The 18,203-nt window shown below is 64.4% G+C and carries 14 protein-coding genes and 2 pseudogenes; 8 read left to right on the top strand and 8 right to left on the bottom strand.

The features are described from left to right. A partial coding sequence (locus ACH442_RS46140; RefSeq protein ID WP_396344558.1) for an IS5 family transposase occupies positions 1-480 on the top strand: 480 nt, incomplete at its 5' end. Between the two features lie 9 nt (positions 481-489). Here the strand turns inward: ACH442_RS46140 and ACH442_RS46135 are convergent. After that, positions 490-1,680, bottom strand: a complete 1,191-nt coding sequence (locus ACH442_RS46135) for a cytochrome P450 (RefSeq protein ID WP_396344557.1) — start codon at positions 1,678-1,680, stop codon at positions 490-492. Further along, positions 1,677-2,030, bottom strand: coding sequence for a phosphopantetheine-binding protein (locus ACH442_RS46130; RefSeq protein ID WP_396344556.1), 354 nt, complete (start codon positions 2,028-2,030; stop codon positions 1,677-1,679). Before ACH442_RS46130 ends, ACH442_RS46135 begins: the two co-directional genes overlap by 4 nt. On the opposite strand from ACH442_RS46130, the gene ACH442_RS46125 reads away from it, so the two are divergent. Both ACH442_RS46125 and ACH442_RS46120 read left to right on the top strand, forming a co-directional pair. Beyond that, positions 2,007-3,482, top strand: a complete 1,476-nt coding sequence (locus ACH442_RS46125; RefSeq protein ID WP_396344555.1) for an amino acid adenylation domain-containing protein — start codon at positions 2,007-2,009, stop codon at positions 3,480-3,482. The two genes, ACH442_RS46130 and ACH442_RS46125, sit on opposite strands and share 24 nt — an antisense overlap. 88 nt (positions 3,483-3,570) lie before the next feature. Next, entirely contained in the window at positions 3,571-6,123 is a 2,553-nt protein-coding gene (locus ACH442_RS46120; RefSeq protein ID WP_396344554.1) for an amino acid adenylation domain-containing protein, read from the top strand. Positions 6,124-6,129: 6 nt separating this feature from the next. On the opposite strand, the gene ACH442_RS46115 is transcribed toward ACH442_RS46120, so the two are convergent. Further along, the gene (locus tag ACH442_RS46115) at positions 6,130-7,659 is read right to left on the bottom strand and encodes a condensation domain-containing protein (protein WP_396344553.1); all 1,530 of its coding nucleotides are present in this window, start codon (positions 7,657-7,659) and stop codon (positions 6,130-6,132) included. A gap of 162 nt (positions 7,660-7,821) precedes the next feature. Here ACH442_RS46115 and ACH442_RS46110 point away from each other — a divergent pair, with 162 nt between their 5' ends. After that, positions 7,822-8,580, top strand: coding sequence for a thioesterase II family protein (locus ACH442_RS46110; RefSeq protein WP_396344552.1), 759 nt, complete (start codon positions 7,822-7,824; stop codon positions 8,578-8,580). A gap of 31 nt (positions 8,581-8,611) precedes the next feature. On the opposite strand, the pseudogene ACH442_RS46105 reads toward ACH442_RS46110, so the two are convergent. The 3 genes and pseudogenes from ACH442_RS46105 to ACH442_RS46095 form a co-directional block, all read right to left on the bottom strand. Further along, a pseudogene (locus ACH442_RS46105) lies at positions 8,612-9,048 on the bottom strand (IS5/IS1182 family transposase); the annotation flags it as partial. Between the two features lie 75 nt (positions 9,049-9,123). Continuing rightward, positions 9,124-9,429: pseudogene (locus tag ACH442_RS46100) on the bottom strand (DDE-type integrase/transposase/recombinase); the annotation flags it as partial. Between the two features lie 4 nt (positions 9,430-9,433). After that, positions 9,434-9,559 carry an IS3 family transposase gene (locus ACH442_RS46095; RefSeq protein WP_396344560.1) on the bottom strand — a complete coding sequence of 42 codons (126 nt, stop codon included), beginning with the start codon at positions 9,557-9,559 and terminating at the stop codon, positions 9,434-9,436. 693 nt (positions 9,560-10,252) lie between these two features. On the opposite strand from ACH442_RS46095, the gene ACH442_RS46090 reads away from it, so the two are divergent. From ACH442_RS46090 to gap, 4 genes are all read left to right on the top strand, one after another. Further along, entirely contained in the window at positions 10,253-11,182 is a 930-nt protein-coding gene (locus tag ACH442_RS46090; RefSeq protein ID WP_396344551.1) for an ABC transporter ATP-binding protein, read from the top strand. Positions 11,183-11,185: 3 nt separating this feature from the next. Next, the gene (locus ACH442_RS46085) at positions 11,186-11,959 is read left to right on the top strand and encodes an ABC transporter permease (protein WP_396344550.1); all 774 of its coding nucleotides are present in this window, start codon (positions 11,186-11,188) and stop codon (positions 11,957-11,959) included. A gap of 2 nt (positions 11,960-11,961) precedes the next feature. Next, positions 11,962-12,804: an ABC transporter permease gene (locus tag ACH442_RS46080; protein WP_396344549.1), complete on the top strand. Its 843-nt coding sequence runs from the start codon at positions 11,962-11,964 to the stop codon at positions 12,802-12,804. A 213-nt stretch (positions 12,805-13,017) separates the two neighbouring features. Continuing rightward, positions 13,018-14,034: a type I glyceraldehyde-3-phosphate dehydrogenase gene (gene gap / locus ACH442_RS46075; protein WP_396344548.1), complete on the top strand. Its 1,017-nt coding sequence runs from the start codon at positions 13,018-13,020 to the stop codon at positions 14,032-14,034. 173 nt (positions 14,035-14,207) lie between these two features. Here gap and ACH442_RS46070 read toward each other — a convergent pair whose 3' ends face one another. After that, positions 14,208-16,463, bottom strand: a complete 2,256-nt coding sequence (locus ACH442_RS46070; protein ID WP_396344547.1) for a hypothetical protein — start codon at positions 16,461-16,463, stop codon at positions 14,208-14,210. A 143-nt stretch (positions 16,464-16,606) separates the two neighbouring features. Then, positions 16,607-18,112, bottom strand: a complete 1,506-nt coding sequence (locus ACH442_RS46065) for a hypothetical protein (RefSeq protein ID WP_396344546.1) — start codon at positions 18,110-18,112, stop codon at positions 16,607-16,609. Positions 18,113-18,203: the final 91 nt, after the last annotated feature.

Here is an 18,203-nt window from a genome sequence, read left to right as displayed (position 1 = left end):
ACGGGGCCGAGCCCGGTAGACCGCGGTAAGCCCGGCTCCAAGGTTCACGCAATCAGTGACCGGAACGGGCTTCCGCTGCACGCCGACATCTCGGCCGCCAACGTCAACGACCACAAGGTTCTGGAAGATGTTGTCGACGGCGTCACACCGGTGCGTCAGCCGGTCGGCCGCCCGCGGAAACGGCCCGCAAAGCTGCACGGCGACAAGGGCTATGACTACCGGGCCTGCCGACAGGCTCTGGCCCGGCGCGGGATCAAGGCCCGGATCGCTCGCAAAGGCGTCGAGTCGTCGAACCGGCTCGGCCGGCACCGCTACGTCGTCGAGCGCTGCTTGGAGTGGGTCACCCGGTTCCGGCGGCTGGTCCGCCGTTACGAACGCAAGGCTTCCCACTTTCTCGGATTCCTGCGCCTGGCTTGCACTGTCATCTGCTTCCGCCGCGCCGTCAAGCTAGAACTGTTGACCAGCAACAACCCCAAATGAGATGCGGTCTTACAGGTGGACGGGCAATGATTCCAGCACCCGCACACGGCCGGCTCGCGCCCAGGTCGGGGGTGCGGCTGCTGTAATATCGGGCGCTCGTCGCAGCAGAACCGTCAGATAAGCCTCGATCTCGATGCGGGCCAGCGCTGCGCCGATGCAGTAGTGCGCGCCGAGCCCGAAGGTCAGATGCCGACCCGGGTTCGCCGTCGCGGCGAGGTCGACCGAATGCGGGTCACGGTAGCGAGCGGCGTCGTGGTTGGCCGCTCCGAGCATGACCACGACGAGATCACCGCGGGGGATACGGACGCCGGCGAGGTCCAGGTCGTCGGCCGCGATCCGGGGGACCTGCAGGACAGGGGTGTCATAGCGAAGCAGCTCGTCGACGGCTCGAGACACCGCCTCCGGGCTCGCCGGGTCGATCGCGCGGCGCAGGTCCGGCTGGTCCAGGAGGGTCATGGTCACGAGGCCGACCGCCAACGACGTCGCCTCCAGCCCTGCGTACAGCAGGAAGGAAGCTGTGCCGACGGCCTCGAGCACGGCTCCATGATCGGCGTCCGTAGTATTGACGAAGCGGTGGATTACGCTGCCGGAGGGAAGCGCCTCATCGCGGAGCCGGTTCCGGATCGCCTCGTCGATCTCCCGTAGGACGACCGCCGTGTCGGCTAGCGCCTCGGTGCCGCTGGCGTGCGCTAGGTAGCGCGCGAGGATGTTGCCCCACCGCGGCATTGAGGCCTCGTACGCCCGATCGAGGCCGATAAGGCCGTTGATGATCGAGGACGAGAGCGGGAACGCTATCTCGGAAACGACGTCCACCGCTCCGCCGTGGCCGGCAGCGGCGTCGAACAGTTCTTCGACGCGCGCCTCCACGGCCGGTCGCAATGCCGCGATTCTCCGCGGGGTGAAGATGCGCCCTACGGCCACTCGCAGTCGCTCGTGCTCGGGGTGATCGACGAGTACGAACCAGCGCTGCAGGATGTCGTGAACGAGTCGGGCATCAGGACTCGAAGCATCCTCGCGATGCTCGATCCAAGCTGATGACAACTGCGGGTGCTGCAATGCTTCGGCGACCGCGTCGTACGAGGTCACGAGCCAAGCTTCGAGGTACGGATCGTAGTGGACCGGCGTTTCCCGCTGGAGTTCTTCGTACTGGTGGTACGGGTACGACCAGTAGCCGCCGTCGCGGACGGGGATGGCGGTCACGAGGCGGATGCCCGTTGTACGGCCTCAGCGCTGATACGAGCCGAGATCTCATCCAGGTCGGCGGCATCTAGAATGTGCCGGAACGACGGCCGGTATCCGACAGTCGACTCCAGCGAACGCAACAACTGCGCCGCGAGCAGCGAATGCCCACCTAGCTCGAAGAAGTTGTCCGAACCGCTCACCTCTGGAACGTTGAGAAGTTGGGCGACAGCCGTTCTCACGATAGTGGGCAGGTCTCGACCGACGGCTGGCTCGGCAGGGGACACGGGCGCTCCTCCAGCAATCATGCGCTCAATCGAATCGATCCCGATCATATAATAAAGATCGTGACGATCGATGGATTTGTTCATGCTCAAGTAGATCACCGTCCGGACGCTGTCGCGGTAGTGGACGCCGACGGTTCGCACAGCTACCTGGACCTCTGGCGACGGTCGGGCAGGCTCGCAGTGCAGCTGCAGGAGGCCGGCGTGGTCCGTGGTGACATCGTCGCATTCGACCTGCCTCGGGGCATGCCTGCCATCGTTGCAATGCTCGCTGCGATGCGTGCCGGTGCCGTCTACCTGCCGCTAAACTCCGACGACCCCGCTGCCCGCCGTGCCCGCATCCTTGCCGATGCCGCCCCTCGGGTCCTCCTCGCTGCGGAATCCGATGCCGAGGTCCCGCCCGGCGTGTCGGTCATCGTGCCGGACGGGTACACACCGGCGAACAGCGAGCCGGCGGCACCCGTGCATGGCGATTCGGATGCGGCGTACGTGCTCTACACCTCCGGTTCGACCGGCGAGCCGAAGGGGGTGGTCATCGAGCACCGCGGGGTCCTCAACCTGGTGTCAGAACCGCGCCTCGGCCTCAGTTCCAGCGACGTCATCGCGCACTGCGCCAGCGATGCCTTCGACGTCACGATCTTCGAGGTCTGGGGCGCACTCATGTGGGGTGGCACCTGCGTGGTCGTGGAACCTTTCATGGTTCTCGAAAGCCGGGATCTCGACGCTTTCCTCGCACGGCACGGGGTCACTGTCCTGTTCTTAACGACCGCCGTTCTGAACTTCCTCGCTGACGAGTCCATGACATCCTTGGCCGCTCTGCGCTTGCTCGTTTTCGGTGGTGAGCGGGCGAATCCGCGCAAACTTCGCCAGGTGCTCGGCCAGTTACGCAGAGGTCGGACCGCCCTTGTGCACGCGTACGGGCCTACGGAGAACTCGATGATGAGCACGCTGACACGCCTCGACGAGACGAATGTCGACCGCGCGCCGATCGGCACGCCATTGCACAACATGGACGCTCGCCTGATCGATGACAAGGGGCGGGAAGTGGTGGGCGATGGCGTAGGCGAGCTTTACGTCTCAGGGCCGGGACTGGCCCGCGGCTACCTCGGTCGCCCGGACCTCACCGCCAATTGCTTCGTTCTGGTCGGCGATGGTGACGTACGAACCCGCTATTACCGGACGGGCGACGAGTGCCGCCGGGTCGAGGGCGTCCTGGAATTCCTCGGCCGCCGGGATGGCATGGTAAAGGTGCAGGGTCGGCGAGTCGAGCTCGGCGAGATCGAAGCTGTCGTTGCCAAGCATGACGGCGTGCACCAGAGCGCGGTCGTCTTCGACGAGGCGGCGGGTGGCCGTTTGCGCGCGTATGTCGTGTGCGATGAGCACCTCGACTTCGTCGAGCTGCGGTCCTTCCTGAGCGATCGACTGCCGGCGTACATGGTGCCGCGTGACTATGTCCGCATGACCGAATTGCCTCTGGGGCCGACGGCGAAAGTCGACCGCAGAGCGCTTGCGGCGCTCAGCGCGGCGGAACACGCCTGAGATCCGGAACACATAGAAGATCGCCGTACCCATCCGACGGCTCACGCGTGATCCTGCACGCCATGATTCTGGGGAACGAGGAAGTGAAGTGACAGTGAGAGTCGGCGACTCCGAGACGGATGACACCCCGATCCGGGTTCTCTGCCTGCCGTACGCCGGCGGTGGCGCCAGCTTCTTCAAGGCTTGGCGACGGTCTGAGAGGTCGGCGGTCGACTTCATCGGCGTCCAGCTGCCGGGCCGAGAGAATCTGGTTCGTCTGCCCCTCGCGCGTAGCGTGGCTGAGGCAGTCGACGCCGTCCTGCCCTGGTGCGAGGAACAACTCGCCCTGCCGGGTCCGGTGTGTTTGTTCGGGCACAGCAGCGGTGCCGTGCTCGCCTTTGAGCTCGCCCGGCGCATCGACGTCTTGGCACCGGGCCGGGTGAGCCGGCTATTCGTCAGCGGATCGGCCGCACCGTGGCTTGGCCGGCCCGGCAAGGTGACGGGGCTGCCCGACGAAGAGTTCGTGACAGCAGTACAGAGCAACGCCGGCGCCGCGCACCCCGCCCTCGCCGAGCCACGGCTTCGCAGCCTGGTACTCCCGCCGTTGCGGGCCGACGTACAAATGCATGAGGAGTACGAAGCGCCTTTCGGTACGACCACAGAGGTTCCCATCACTGCCATCCGCGGTGCCCAGGACGCTCTGATCTCGGGAACGGCCGCCAAGGAGTGGGCGCACGCCACCCGCGCGGATTTCGACTACGTAGAAGTGCCCGGGGAGCACATGTACGTCATGGGCGCTCGGAACACGCTGATCGACTTGGTTTCGTCGTACCGGAACGTCATTGACCGAACGCAGCGGAGTGAGGTCAGGGAGACGATCCGCGCTGGCCAGGGAGCCGGAGCCACCGTCCGTATGCCAGACAGCATTCCGGAGGTCTTCGCGAATGTCGCGTCCGCAGCAGGTGATCGTGTCGCGATCACCGGCGGGGGTGCCGGTCTCACCTACGCCGCATTGGATGACGCGAGCCGCACCGCCGCGAGTTCCCTGGTCGCACGCGGAGTGCAGCCTGGCGAGCGGGTGGGGGTATGCATGGAAAGGACGCCCGACGCTGTCGTGGCCTTCCTCGGGGTGCTGCGCGCGGGCGCGTGTTACGTGCCGCTGGACCCGACACACCCGCCGGCACGCCGGGCATACATGGCGGCCGACGCGGACCTCACGTTGGTGATCACGAACGTGCCCGAGATCGAGCTGCCGTCCACCGTCGGTGTCATAACCGTCGAGGACCTGCTCGGGGCGCCGGCGACCCAGCCGCTGCCAGTGGTCGAGGGGGACGCTCCGGCGTACGTGATCTATACCTCCGGGACCACCGGTCAGCCGAAAGGTACGGTGATCCCGCACCGCAACGTGCTCGCCCTCGTCGCCGCGACGCGGTCCGTCCTCCGCTACACCGAGGCAGACGTGTGGACGGTGTTCCACTCCTTCGCCTTCGATTTCTCGGTCTGGGAGATCTGGGGCTGTCTCCTGAGCGGCGCTCGCTTGGTCATGGTGCCGTACTGGACATCCCGTACACCTGCGGCATTCGTCCAGCTCCTACGCGACGAACGAGTCACCGTTCTTTCGCAGACGCCCTCGGCATTCGTCAATCTCATCCCGGCGGTGCTCGCCCGCGACGAAACCCTGGCTCTTCGTATGGTCGTCTTCGGCGGTGAGGCGTTGCGCCTGCCTACGCTCGTGCCGTGGATCAGCCGGGTTCCGCTCACGGCCTGCCGGCTCGTCAACATGTACGGGATCACCGAGACGACGGTGCACGTCACGTTCCACGACGTCACCGCCGAGGATCTGGCGGCGAACTCGCGGTCGGTCGGCCGCCCGCTGCCGGGATGGTCGGTGTCGGTGCGTGACGGCGACGGCCGGATCTTGCCCTTCGGCGAGGCCGGCGAGATCTGCGTCGGCGGCGCGGGCGTGGCCACCGGCTACCTCGGCCTGCCAGAACTGACCGAGGCGCGCTTCCCGATCGATCCAAGTGCCGGGACGAGGTATTACCGGAGTGGCGACCTCGGCCGACTCTCCGCGGACGGCACGCTGGAGCACCTTGGACGCATCGACGACCAGGTCAAAATCAGGGGATACCGGGTAGAGCTGGGCGAGATCCGTGCGACGTTGCTCAGCCATCCCGCCATCCGCGACGCCGTGGTGGCCTTCCACGACGACGACACCGGCGGGGAGATCCGGGCCTACCTCGTAGCGGCGGAGGAGGTGCGCACCACCGACCTCCGGCGGTGGCTACGGAAGGCCTTGCCCGACTACATGATCCCGGCCCGTGTGCGCACCGTCGCCGCGCTGCCGTTGACGCCCAATGGGAAAGCTGATCTGGCCGCGCTCGCCGCTCTCGACGCTGCTGGCGAGCTCGGTGACCAGTCAGCACCGGTCATCGAGGCCGCCGCGCCGGTCTCTCCGGAGGAGGCAGTGCTCAGAATCTGGAGCGGCGAGTTCGGCCGGGACGGTGCCCGACACGACTTCTTCGACCTGGGTGGCACCTCACTGCAAGCGCTGAAGATCGCTTCAGCGCTGACCGACCTCGGCGGGCAAGTCGTCGTCCCGCGCGACATCTACCTGCATCCGACCGTCGAAGAACTGTCCAAGTTCATGATCGGACGCTGAGTTTCGTCACAAGCCTGCGAGCCGTTCGAGGGCTGAACACAACTCATCGCCGACCGCGCCGGCCTCGGCGTCGCTGCACCCGTCAGCGCGCCAGGCCAGCCGCAAGGCCCACGCGCCGTCCGGGCCCGGAATCGCCTGGACCAGGAACTCCATAGCGGTCTTAGGCTGGCGGATCGGGACAGAACGGATGGAAAGGCCCGGCGCCAGCTCCCCGTGAGGTTTCTCGTACTGAACCACCACCAGCGTCTGGAACCACGGATGCCGGCCCCGTTGCGGCTTCAGCTGCCGGACCAACTCGTCGAACGGGATCCCGGAGTACCGTAGCGCGGGCAGGAAGCGGGACACCGCGTGATCGAGCAGTTCAGCGTCGTCCCGGTCGCCGACCGCGTCCAGCGGGACGGCCAGCGGATTCACGAAGCAGCCAATGACGTCGGCGCGCGCGTGCCCCTCGGTGATCGCTCCCAAGCAGGTGCCACCAGCGCCGAAAACCTTGCCGAACGCACGTGCGGTGGCGGCGAGCAACGTGGCGATCACGGGCGCTCGGCGCTGCCGGGCTGCCAGCGACAAGGCGCTGACAAGCGGCGGCGGGAGATGCCGGACGAGTTCCCGGCGATCCGCCTCCTCAGCAGGATCGGCCGGAGCGGGAAGGACCGGTGGCGGGACGTCCGCCAGCATGCGGCGCCAGAATTCGACACCGGCAGCATCGATGGGTGCGGCCGTCTCCCGCAGTACCTGGTCGATGCTGGCGCTGGTGATCGCGGGGCTCACGTCGTCGGGAGCCCCTTCGAGATAGGAACGGTAGAGTGCGCCGAGACCATCGATGAACAGCCGCTCGGAAGAGCCGTCGAAGGCGATGTGGTGAACCTGGATGCAGAACAGGTGGGTGGTAGCGCTGATGCTGCAAAGCCGGGCCCGTACCGGTGCTTGACGTGAAAGATCAAACGGTGTGTCCCACCAGTCCGCGGTGATTGATTCCGCAAGGACGTGCGGATCGGTCGTCCGGGCAGGCGGTGCGACGATGTCGACCGTAATGGCAGCTACCTCGACCGGCATCACTTCGGGCACGACGTCGATGCCCTGCTGGCGATAGCGCGTCCGCAGCACGGGGTGCCGCGCCACCATGCCGGCGAAGGCGCGATGCAGCAGACTTGGACGCAGCGGGCCGGAGACCACGTAGGCGAGCACGATCAGGTTGTCAGCGGCACCCGGATTCAACTCTTCGGCGAGCCAGAACCTCTGCTGGGTGCGGGAGATTCCAAGCGCCCCCGGCTCTGCCGGGATGGCGGCCGCGGTCGACAGACGCTCTACACGGTCCACAGAGGCCGCATGGTAGATATCGGCCACCTCGACGACTCGGCCTAGCATTTCACTGAACTCGTCGGCCAGTTTGAGCGCTGTCAGGGACGTCATGCCGGCCTCGAAGAAGTCATCCGTCATCGCCAGATCGGGAGCGTCGAGCACCTGCCGCGCCACCCGCAGCATGTCGTTGCCGACGGCGTCTGACGGATCAATGGCCGCGGGATCCGATAGCGTCATCGCGAGCGATCCATCGACGAGCGGGTGACGGGCATTGCGGGAGAACGCCGAGACGCCTCAGGCGCAGATCCCCCGTGAATCTCTACGATCATGGCGCATGAGCCTACCCCGGATGTTCGGATGGATCGATCAAGTGTCTAACGGGACGGTTGAAGGAAGGTAATGAATCCACCGAACAAGCGGAACACTTGGGTACGGCAGTTCAACCCAGCGCACGAAGCTCCGGTGCGCGTGGTGTGTTTTCCGCACGCGGGTGGAGCGGCTTCCTACTTTCACCCGCTGTCGCGGGCGCTGTTTCCACACGCGGACGTACTGGCGATCCAGTACCCCGGGAGGCAGGACCGCTTCGGTGAGCCCTGCATCGAGGACATATTCCTGATCGCTGAGCGGATTAGCGATGAGTTACTGACGTGGTCCGACCGTCCGCTGGTACTTTTCGGTCACAGCATGGGAGCGGCCGTGGCGTTCGAGACCGCACTCCGGTTGGAGTCGCATGAGGTGACACCGTTGATCTTGTTCGCTTCAGGGCGCAACGCTCCATCGGTCCGTCGGCGACAGCGGGTGGATTTGGCCACGGACGCAGAACTTATCGCCGAGGTGAAGCGACTCAATGGGGCCAACGCCGCGTTCCTGTCAGACGAGGCTCTGCTGGAGGTGGTGATGCCGAGCATTCGCAGCGACCACCGTGCTGTCGCGCGTTACCACAACTCGACCGCCCGTCCGCTGCGTTGCCCGATAGTCGCCATGCTTGGCGACGTCGACCCCATTGTCGACATCGCCGAGGCCCAACGCTGGTCTCACCACACCTTGTCATCCTTCCGGATGCGCGTCTTCTCCGGCGGTCACTTCTTCCTGGAGCAGCACGCCGACGCGGTCCTGGACGAGATCCGGGCAAGCATCAGGTGCGCTGACGGCCTCTAACGGTATGTCCGATTAGCGTTTCTTATGAGTGCTACGCGATGTGAGGGTCCCGCCAGTTTGGGGTCTTGTCCGTGAGCCGACGACCGAGATTGTTGATCATCGTGAGGGGTGATCATGGGATGCGGCGTTGCCGGGCCGGGTCTCATAGTCGCGGACGAGGCGGCGATGGTGCATGAGCCAGCCAAGGGTGCGCTCGACGACCCAGCGCCGTTTGACGACGCTGAAGCCCTTGACCTGGCGGTCTTCGGTGACGATCTCAAGGTAGACGCCGAGCGTGGCACCGTGTTCGACAGTCCTGACCTTGAAACCAGCATCGGCCCAGGTCCTGGCCAGAGCGGGGTGGGTGGCGGTGGTTTGGTCGAGCGAGTCATCGCCGATCACGATGACGATGACGACAAGCACAGCGAGCAGTAAGCCAAGAGTGCCGGGGATGATGTCGCGTTTGCGGCCGACGATCTTTTCACCGGACAGCGGACAGCGGACAGCGGACAGCTGCACGCCGTGCCGCTTGGTGACCCGGGTGTGCTGAGCGCTGGTGTTTTTACAGCCGTGATTGGAGTGAAGACTAGGCCGGCGTCGCGGCAGGGTGTCGGTCAGGGCGGCGTCGACCAGGTCGGTCTTGAGGTGGTCGGCGACGGCCCAGCCGACCACGTGGCGTGAGGCCAAGCCGATGACGATGGCCAAATAGAACCAGCACTGCCACGTGTTGGTGTAGGTGGTGTCGCCGCACCAGCAGGTGCCGACCGCGCTGGCGTCGACAGTGAAGTCCCGGTCGACCTGGCCCGAGGGGCTTCCGGCGTGTGGTCCGCAACTGTGGTGGGTCTTCCAGCGGCGCGGACTTCTGCTCAGAATCCTATCGGCGCATCATGCGGGCGATGCGTTTATGGCCTTGCCGCAGCCCGGCCGTGGCCAGCTCAGCGTGTATGCGTGGCGCCCCGTAGGCGGGACCGGGTCGACGCCGGCTCACCGGGCAAATCATCACGGTTCACACGGCGCCGAACGGCGCCGGGTGAACCGCTCGTCGCAGGCGTGCTGGTAGTAGGCGGCGGACCGCGAGGCCTTGAGCGGCTCGCATGCACGCCTGATGTCGTGCTCGTCGGCCTGCTCCGCCTCAAGGCACGGTTACACGTTCATCGGGTCTCCCGTGCGAAGAAGCCTTGGCCCGCTTGAGAATGTTGACGTCCTGCTGCAGCCTGCGGTTCTCCGAGCACAGCCGGGCCAGCTCGGCCCGCTCATCGCTGGTGAACCCGTCGGAGCCCGCACCGCCGTCTCGGTCTGGTCAAAGTCCCTGGCGACCCGCCTGACCGTGTGGTGACGCCACTGACCTAAATCGACGATCTCGACCTTGAAACTCCGGCATGAACGCCCGTTGTGGCCTCGATCGCATCTTTCCAAGGCTATCCATGGTGCTGGTCATCCCCCGGGACACCCCAGGCCCCGTGATCTCGGATGCCCCTCAAACAGGGGCGCGCCCACCGGTGACGGCGATCAGATCATGACGCCACAAGCGATGCGAGGTTTGTATAGGACGTCACCTCAGCTGTTACCAGCGTCACACCTCGAGCCTGGACGTTGATAGGAGCTGCTCCGACACATCTCGGAGGCGTCGCAGTATCCGCAGAAGCGGACCATTCGGTAGCGCTGTCGATATCGATGTTGATAGCGTGTCGTCGTGTCACAACCCCCCCTTGTCCATGCTCGCAGTTTGATCAAAAAGTACGGATCGCTTACTGCGGTCGATGGGATTGACCTGGACGTTCAGCGAGGTGAGGCGTTCGGGCTCCTCGGGCCGAACGGTGCCGGTAAGAGTTCTATGATGCGCATGATTGGTTGCACATCACCTGCTGATAGCGGAACGCTACGCGTGCTCGGCGGGGATCCGGCGACCGAGGGCTCAGCGATCCGGGCGCGGCTGGGGGTCATCCCGCAGGACGACACCCTCGATACCGAGCTCTCGGTCGAGGAGAACCTCATTATCTACGGCCGGTACTTCGGTTTGCCCTGGAAAACGTGCCGAGCTCGCGCTACGGAGTTGCTAGAGTCCGTCCAACTCGCTGACCGAGCCGGCGACCGGGTGGAAACCTTGTCAGGCGGGATGAGGCGTCGAGTCACCATTGCTCGCGCATTGATCAACCGTCCTGAGTTGCTACTGCTGGATGAACCAACGACTGGGTTGGATCCACAAGCGCGCCATATCCTATGGGACCAGCTGTTCCGGCTCAAACGTGACGGGGTCACCCTGGTGCTAACGACCCATTACATGGATGAGGCCGAGCAGCTTTGCGATCGCCTCGTAGTTATGGACAAAGGCGTCGTCGCGGCCGAGGGCTCACCGCAGCATCTCATCCGTACCTACAGCACCCGAGAAGTCGTCGAACTGCGCTTCGTCGACTCCCCCCATGCGGATATGGCGGAGAAACTCACCGGTCTGGCCGACCGGGTCGAGGTCCTGCCGGATCGGCTGCTGCTCTATACCGATGATGGTGACGGAACCCTTGCTGCGATCGTTGATCGTGGTTTAACACCGGCGGGAATGCTCGTGCGTCGGGCAAGTCTAGAAGACGTTTTCCTGCGTCTTACCGGACGAAGCTTGGTGGACTGAGCCGTGACCAATCTGTCGTTTCATGCGTTCGAATACTGGGCTTATCGTCATCGGCGGACATGGCGGAGTACCGCGTTTCCCACACTGATGGCTCCAGTGCTCTACCTGGCAGCAATGGGCCTGGGACTCGGAGGCTTAATAGACCGCGGCGCCGGAGCTGATCTGGGCGGTCTACGGTACGTAGTTTTCCTGACTCCCGGGATCCTGGTCGCGACCACTATGCAGACCGCAGTGCAGGAATCATCCTGGCCGGTGCTAGGTGCGATGCGGTGGTGGAAGAGCTACCTGGCCATGCGGGTCACGCCACTACGCGCCGTTGACATGCTTACCGGACACCTTATGTTCATCACAGTCCGCCTGTTCATCACTTCTGCGGCGTTCCTTGCCGTTGCGGCGGCATTCGGGGTGCTGCAATCGCTTTGGGCGCTTGTAGCAGTGCCTGTAGCGGTGCTGTGCGGACTCGCGCACGCGGCCCCCGTGGCCGGTTACGCAATCGCTCGGAACTCTGAGCGAGGGTTCGCTTCGTTATTTCGCTTCGGGGTACTCCCGATGTTCCTGTTCTCTGGTGCTTTTTTCCCGATCGAGCAGCTGCCGGCGAAGCTGGAAGTGGTGGCTTATGTGATCCCACTTTGGCATGGTATCGATCTATGCCGGGACCTTGTTCTTGGTAGAGCATCGGTCGGTTCAGCGCTGGTTCACGTCACGTATCTGCTCGCATGGGTTGCCGCGGGGTTCACCCTGGCATTGCGCTCGTACCGGCGGAAATTGGAGCGCTGACAGTGACGTTGAAGGAATCTCATGCCGACGTGGCCGGCGGATCCCGGTCAGGTGCTGTTACCAGCGTGCTGAGGTGGATTGGACCTGGGCCGGGCTGGCACCTGCTGGAACGTAACTTTTTACTGTTCCGTCGACACGCGTGGGTTATCATTGGCGGATTCTTCGAGCCACTCTTCTATCTGCTGTCGATTGGCGTCGGACTTTCCAGGCTCGTAGGGGATGTCGACCTGCCTGGTAATGTGACGGTGAGTTATCCTGCATTCATCGCCCCGGCGATGCTTGCTTCTTCCGCCATGAACGGCGCAGTTATGGAGACCACGTTCAACGTGTTTTCCAAGCTGAACTACTCGAAGACGTATCAGACGATGCTATCCACACCATTGAGATCACGTGATCTCGCGGTCGGTGATGTCTATTGGGCTGTCGCACGGGGCGCGGTGTACTCATCGATGTTTGTGGTAGTTATGGCCGCATTCGGATTGTTCTCCTCCTGGTGGGCATTGCTCGCGCTGCCGGCTGCAGTCCTGGTCGCCTTCGCTTTCGCCTCGGTTGGACTGGCGGCGATGACATTCATGCGCACGCGGCAGGACCTGGAGCTGGTACCTGTCGCTACCTTGTTGATGTTCCTATTCTCCGCGACGTTCTTCCCTCTGGGGCAGTATCCGGAGAGCGCCCAATACGTCGTCACCGCCACGCCGCTGTATCAAGGCGTAGCCCTAATTCGCAGCCTGACTACCGGGACCGTTGGCATTGAAGCGCTATGGCACGTGTCATATCTAGCGATCATGGGGCTGGTAGGACTCATCGTGGCTACAAGGCGACTGTCGAAAAGGTTGACACGCTGACGCGCGCCAGGCTGTCTCGCTGATCCGGCTTAGCTGAAATCCAAGCCGCCTGAGCTGGTAACCGGCGAGTGAGATGTGGAACGGCTACCGCTTCGAAGCGCGCCCCACTGTAGTGCCACGACCTGCAAAAGTTTTTAAACTCCAGTAATTTGGCAACCATTCATCAAAGCGCCGTTGTGGTCGCGTCCTCGTACTCACTTCTAGGAGAGCAGCATGACTGTCAAGGTCGGCATCAATGGCTTCGGCCGTATCGGACGAAATTTCTTCCGTGCGGCGCTCGAAAGTAGCGGCCAGGTTGAGATCGTTGGAGTTAACGACCTCGCCAGCATCGACGTCCTTGCGCACATGCTCAAGTACGATTCGGTACTCGGCCCACTCAAAGCAGAGGTAAGCACCGGCGGCGGTGTCCTTTCGGTTGGTGGAAGCTCGGTCCGTGCCACGGCTGAGACCGATCCTTCGAAATTGCCGTGGGGAGACCTGGGCGCGGATGTGGTAATCGAGTCAACCGGTCGGTTCACCAAGGCGGCCGACGCTCGGCAGCATCTGGCTGCCGGTGCGCGGAAGGTCATCATCTCGGCCCCAGCCAAGGATGAAGACATCACCATCGTGATGGGCGTTAACGACCACAAATATGATATGGAGAAGCACCACATCATCTCGAACGCGTCCTGCACCACAAACTGCGTAGCGCCGATGGTAAAGGTGCTGCTCGAGAATTTCGGAATCGTCAGCGGGATGATGACGACTGTTCATGCCTATACTTCCGAACAGCAGTTGCTCGACCAGATCGCGCTGACCCGCAAGGGTACGGTGGACCTCCGTCGCGCGCGCGCCGCAGGCCTGAACATTACGCCGACGTCGACCGGTGCAGCGCAGGCTACTAGCCTGGTCATTCCGGAGGTGGAAGGCAAGCTGCGAGGTATGGCGTTCCGCGTCCCCGTGCCGACCGGCTCAGTCACCGACCTGGTCGTCCAGGTGGAACGGCAGATCACCGCTGAAGAAATCAACGCTGCGTTCAAAGCGGCTGCGGATGGTCCGCTTAAGGGTATCCTCGCATACACCGAGGACGAAATCGTCTCCAGTGACATCGTCCACTCGGCTGCTAGTGCGACGATCGACGGGAAGCTGACAACGGTGAACAACCACCAGGTCAAGGTCGTTGGCTGGTATGACAACGAGTGGGGCTATTCGAGCCGACTCGTGGAAGTTGCCCAGTTGGTCGGCCGCTGAGCGGCTCGAAGCCCTTCTGGCCAGTTGATGTCTGGCTCCCCTAACGCGCGGTAGTCATGCACGCTGATCCTGATCCTGATGCATACTCGCCATTGGGGAGCCAGATTCGTAATGAGTTCTTGGTGCGTGATGAAGATCGCCTCTGGAAGGCGTCCTGCCGACGCCGGACTCATCTACGCATCGACCGTGAATCCGCCGTTGCGTATGGCCAGGCTGCCGTTAGTGTCCTGAACATTCACCAGATGATCGCCGTAACCTTGTAACTTCATCGCGACCTCAAAGCCGGTCGAAATGGAGTGGGTGTCAGGTCGGCCCGACGATTTGCCCGGTTGAGCCGGCACCTGAACAGGTATGAAGCGGGACGGCTGCCGGTCGATCAGACCGTAGGCCTCCACTGCAGTGCGCGCAGCATCGAGCCGGGGCTCTGCCACGTTCCACCTGCTCGCCAGGCCGCTCATCGTGTCGATGTCAGCCACCGACACATCTAAGTCGCCTTTATCATCAGCAGCGTCAAGCATCGTTTCAATCTCGTCCAGCGACTCGGCCAGGAAATCGGTGAAAAGATCTCTGAGGTGCTGCTCGTAGGCTGGCATTGTCGGCACGACGTCTATGACGTCACGCATGACTTCCCAGGAAGCGAACGTCTCAGGCGCATCACGGCCCGGCCTTTCCAGCCGTCGCAGGACGGCGACATCGACTTCCGTGCGGCGCTGACGCCAGCTGTCGAGCCCCGGCAGGCGCAGAGCGGCGACCAGCCGCGGCAGCGCATACTCCGGAATGTACGGAACTGCCTTCAGCAAGCCTGGGAAAGTGCGGTCGGCTAGCGCGGAGGAAGGGCTGGAGCCTGCGGCAAAACTGCAGGCCGCCAGGAGCTCGAGTCGCTCCCCGAAATTATCGAAATGAGCAGTCTCATCGGATGGTGCTGCTGGCGGTGTCGATGCCTGCGACGACAACAGGACGCGATCAGCCGGCGTGAGCAGGGTGCGCTCTGCTGCCGCGAACAGGCGGCCGAGAAGAACGGGTGTTGCCAGACTTGCTCTGCTGGCGTCCTTGCCACCAGGCACGATCCCGACGAGGACACCGAGCCACCGAACTTGGCGATACGTGATCGCCGCATCGGCAAGCCTGAGCAGGAATTCGGGATACTGCACGACATAGTCGATGACGGCGTCGGCCAGCCCCGGATCCAGCGCCCGCACGACTCGCGGCGCCTGACCGTCACGCAACCTCGAGTGTGAAGGGATGAGGTCACCCAGCAGAACCTGCAACGCTTCCTCGAGCACCGGGCGAGGCCACCGCTGCTCTACCGTCGCCGCGAATCGTTGGGTGGCCTCAATCAGCGTGGCTACAGCAACAGCACGACCAGCGAGAGTAAGTCGCACGATCAGTAAGTCACGCTGTGCATCGCTGAGCTGGTGGCGCAGCACGTGGTTCCAAAGCTGGGCTGGATTGTCGAGCGCCCGACGCAGACGTTCCGGTAGATCTACGAACTCTGGCTGGCCGTCGCCTCGCCCATCCGCGACCCCTGATGTCGCCCTGCGGGTAAGGCCGAGATCGCGGGCTGTCGCAGTGATGGCCGCGTGCAGCAGCCGCGGGTTGAAATGCGGATGGTCAACTAGGTCGCTGTAACGCTGTGGCCCGTTAGCAGCCTGCCGTGCCATGTCGCGAAGCGGCGAATAGTACAGCTGATTGTAAAAAATGTGTGCCCGCTGCGGCGGCGGTATCACTGCGGGCCGGATCGCCACCTTCGCAACATCAAAAAGAGGATCACTCAGCTTTTCGTACTGTTGCCGCTGCTGCTGCAGCACGTACTCGCGGGTGGTGAGAATCAGCGCTTTGTCATTATCTTGCTCCACGGCTTGCATCAACCTCAAAAGCTGCGAATCCTCACCCCGCTGTCCTGGCCGAACAGACCGACGAATGGGTCGCCGCCCGTCGACCTCGGCGAAGGCGGCGACGCCCGGATCCGCCACCAGCGTCTCCGGCGTCGGCCGGTCGATGAGTGCCAGCCCGGTCAGGCCTTCGAACAGGGCCTCGAGGTGTGCGGCGGTAAGCCGGGGGAACAACTCGTCGCCGGCCAGCTGCTCCGCGTCCAGCAACATCCGGTACGGCACCGGCGCGGCCGGCAGCACGGCGAGCAACCGCAGGAGCGTACGGGCCTGGCCCAGCCCCTCGTCGTTGAGTTGCTCCACTACGAGTTCGGCGGCGGTATCCCGCGGCGGTGCGTCCCGCAGCAGCACTTCCACCCGATATCCGGTGAAGGTGCTGATCATCGGCTGGATACCGGTGGCTCGCCCGGCGCGGGCGAGGTAGGCGGCGGCCATGCGGCAGAGCAGGGGGTCGCCGCCGAGCTGCCCCACCAGGGCGGCGGCCTGTGGCGGCGAGCCGGCCTGCGGGCAGAGCGCGGCCAGTTCTGGCGGGACTCTCATCGCTCCATAACGGTCCAGGGTCTCATTTCCGACGGTCAGGTAACGGCTACGTCAAGAGCCTGGGCGGCTCGGCAGCTCGGCCCCGATGGCCCCGTGCGCGAAGTCGTCGGTGGCGTTGACATGTCGCCCCAGGACCGGCACTCCTAGCGGTTGTCCTGGCGGAAGGCCATTAGCAGGCGGGCGGCCAGCTCGGCGGCCACCTCGTACGCGAGGTTGTCGAGATCATCGGCCGGCACGGACTCCTCAGGCGGGACCTCGAGTTTCTCCTTCATTAGAAACCCGCTTACCTGGGTGCGCGGTACCTGGTCGGCCCGGCCGATGGTCAGCATGTTGGCCGGCGTGACGGCGAGCGCCGGCGCATACCGGGCCGCTCGAGGGGTGCTGAGCCTGACCAGAGTGGTGATCGATGCCGCCAGGTGGTCGATCAACCAGGCTTCGTCGAGGAGGGCGCCCATCGAGTCGCGGGGGAGTGGTTTCCAGGCGGACCGCTGCCCGTTGCGCCCGACGAACAGTCCTTCCGGCCCGGATTTCATATCCGTCGATGCGGCTCGGGCGCCCTGATCATTGACGTCAGTCTCGACGGCGACCCTCGCTGGGAGGTGGGTGGCGAGTTCGTCGGCGAGGCCGGATAGGCGGCGGATCTCTATGTGAGGCGCCTGAGTGGCCGGGATCAGATGCAGTTCCAACGCCGACGGTTCGAAACTCTGTGTCTCTCGAGTGATGACCGACCGCCAGGCCACCTCAGGCAGCCGACTTAAGGTACGCCACTCGGGAGAGGCTGGCGGTTTGGGCTCGTGCACGGTGACGTTGCCGTGCTGGGCGCCGTAGGCGGGCGCATTGACGGCATTGATGACCTGGATCGACGGCTGCCCGTCCGGGCGGTCCGCGGCCTCCCTTGGCGCGGGAGATCTGTGCGTCTCGGCGAGGTAGTCGGTGATGACGGCTATTGCGAAGTCCGCGGCGTGCTCGGCGGCCGTCGGCTGCGACCCAGCGGCGTCGACGAGTTCTTTCTCGCCGTCGGCCCGGTCGCTAATGCCGCGGATGACCAGTGCGGGTACCCGGTACATGTGGCCCGCCCGGGCCAAGCCAGCGCTTTCCATCTCGATCGCCGCGGCGTCGTTGTAGTTGCGCTTGAGCTGCTCGGCCAGGGGTTGCGTGCGCGAGTTGAGCACGACCTCACCCGCGGCGACCGGTCTGAAGTGGATGGCCGGCGAGCCCTTGGCGGCCCGCAGGGCGCGGGCCACGGCTCGCGCGCTTTGGACGAGCTTCCAGTCGCCCTCGTAGGCCTGTGGCCGAGCGAGGAAATCATCGTCCATGGCCATGCCGCCGTGATACGAGTAGACCTTGGTGGCGACGACGACATCGCCGAGCCGCAGATCACCGTGCAAGGCGCCGGCGATGCCTACGAACAGGATCGCGCTCGGCTGGAACATGTCGATGGCGTGACTGGCCACCAGGGCGGCGCCGAGGTTGCCTGGTCCCAGCTCGGCGACCGCCACGCGGCCGCCATCCGGCAGCGAGCCGACCTCGAACTGGGTGCCGACCTTGTGGCGGCGGGCAACACGATCTTGTAGGTGTCTGCCGACCGCGTCGTACTCGACCGGCAGCGCGGTCAGCACGACCACCTGTGCGCCATCCTGTGGGTTCACGGTGCCCAGCGTAGCGGCGGGCATCATGGACGGCGTGGACGAGCAGTGGCTGATCGCGCGAGGCGGCTCTGCCTACGCGGTCAGGCATGCT

It is taken from the genome of Actinoplanes sp. NPDC020271 (genome assembly GCF_044388125.1).
Lineage (GTDB): Bacteria > Actinomycetota > Actinomycetes > Mycobacteriales > Micromonosporaceae > Actinoplanes.
The sequence above is the reverse complement of the archived record's forward strand: the minus strand, read 5'-3'. Positions and strand labels throughout refer to the sequence as shown.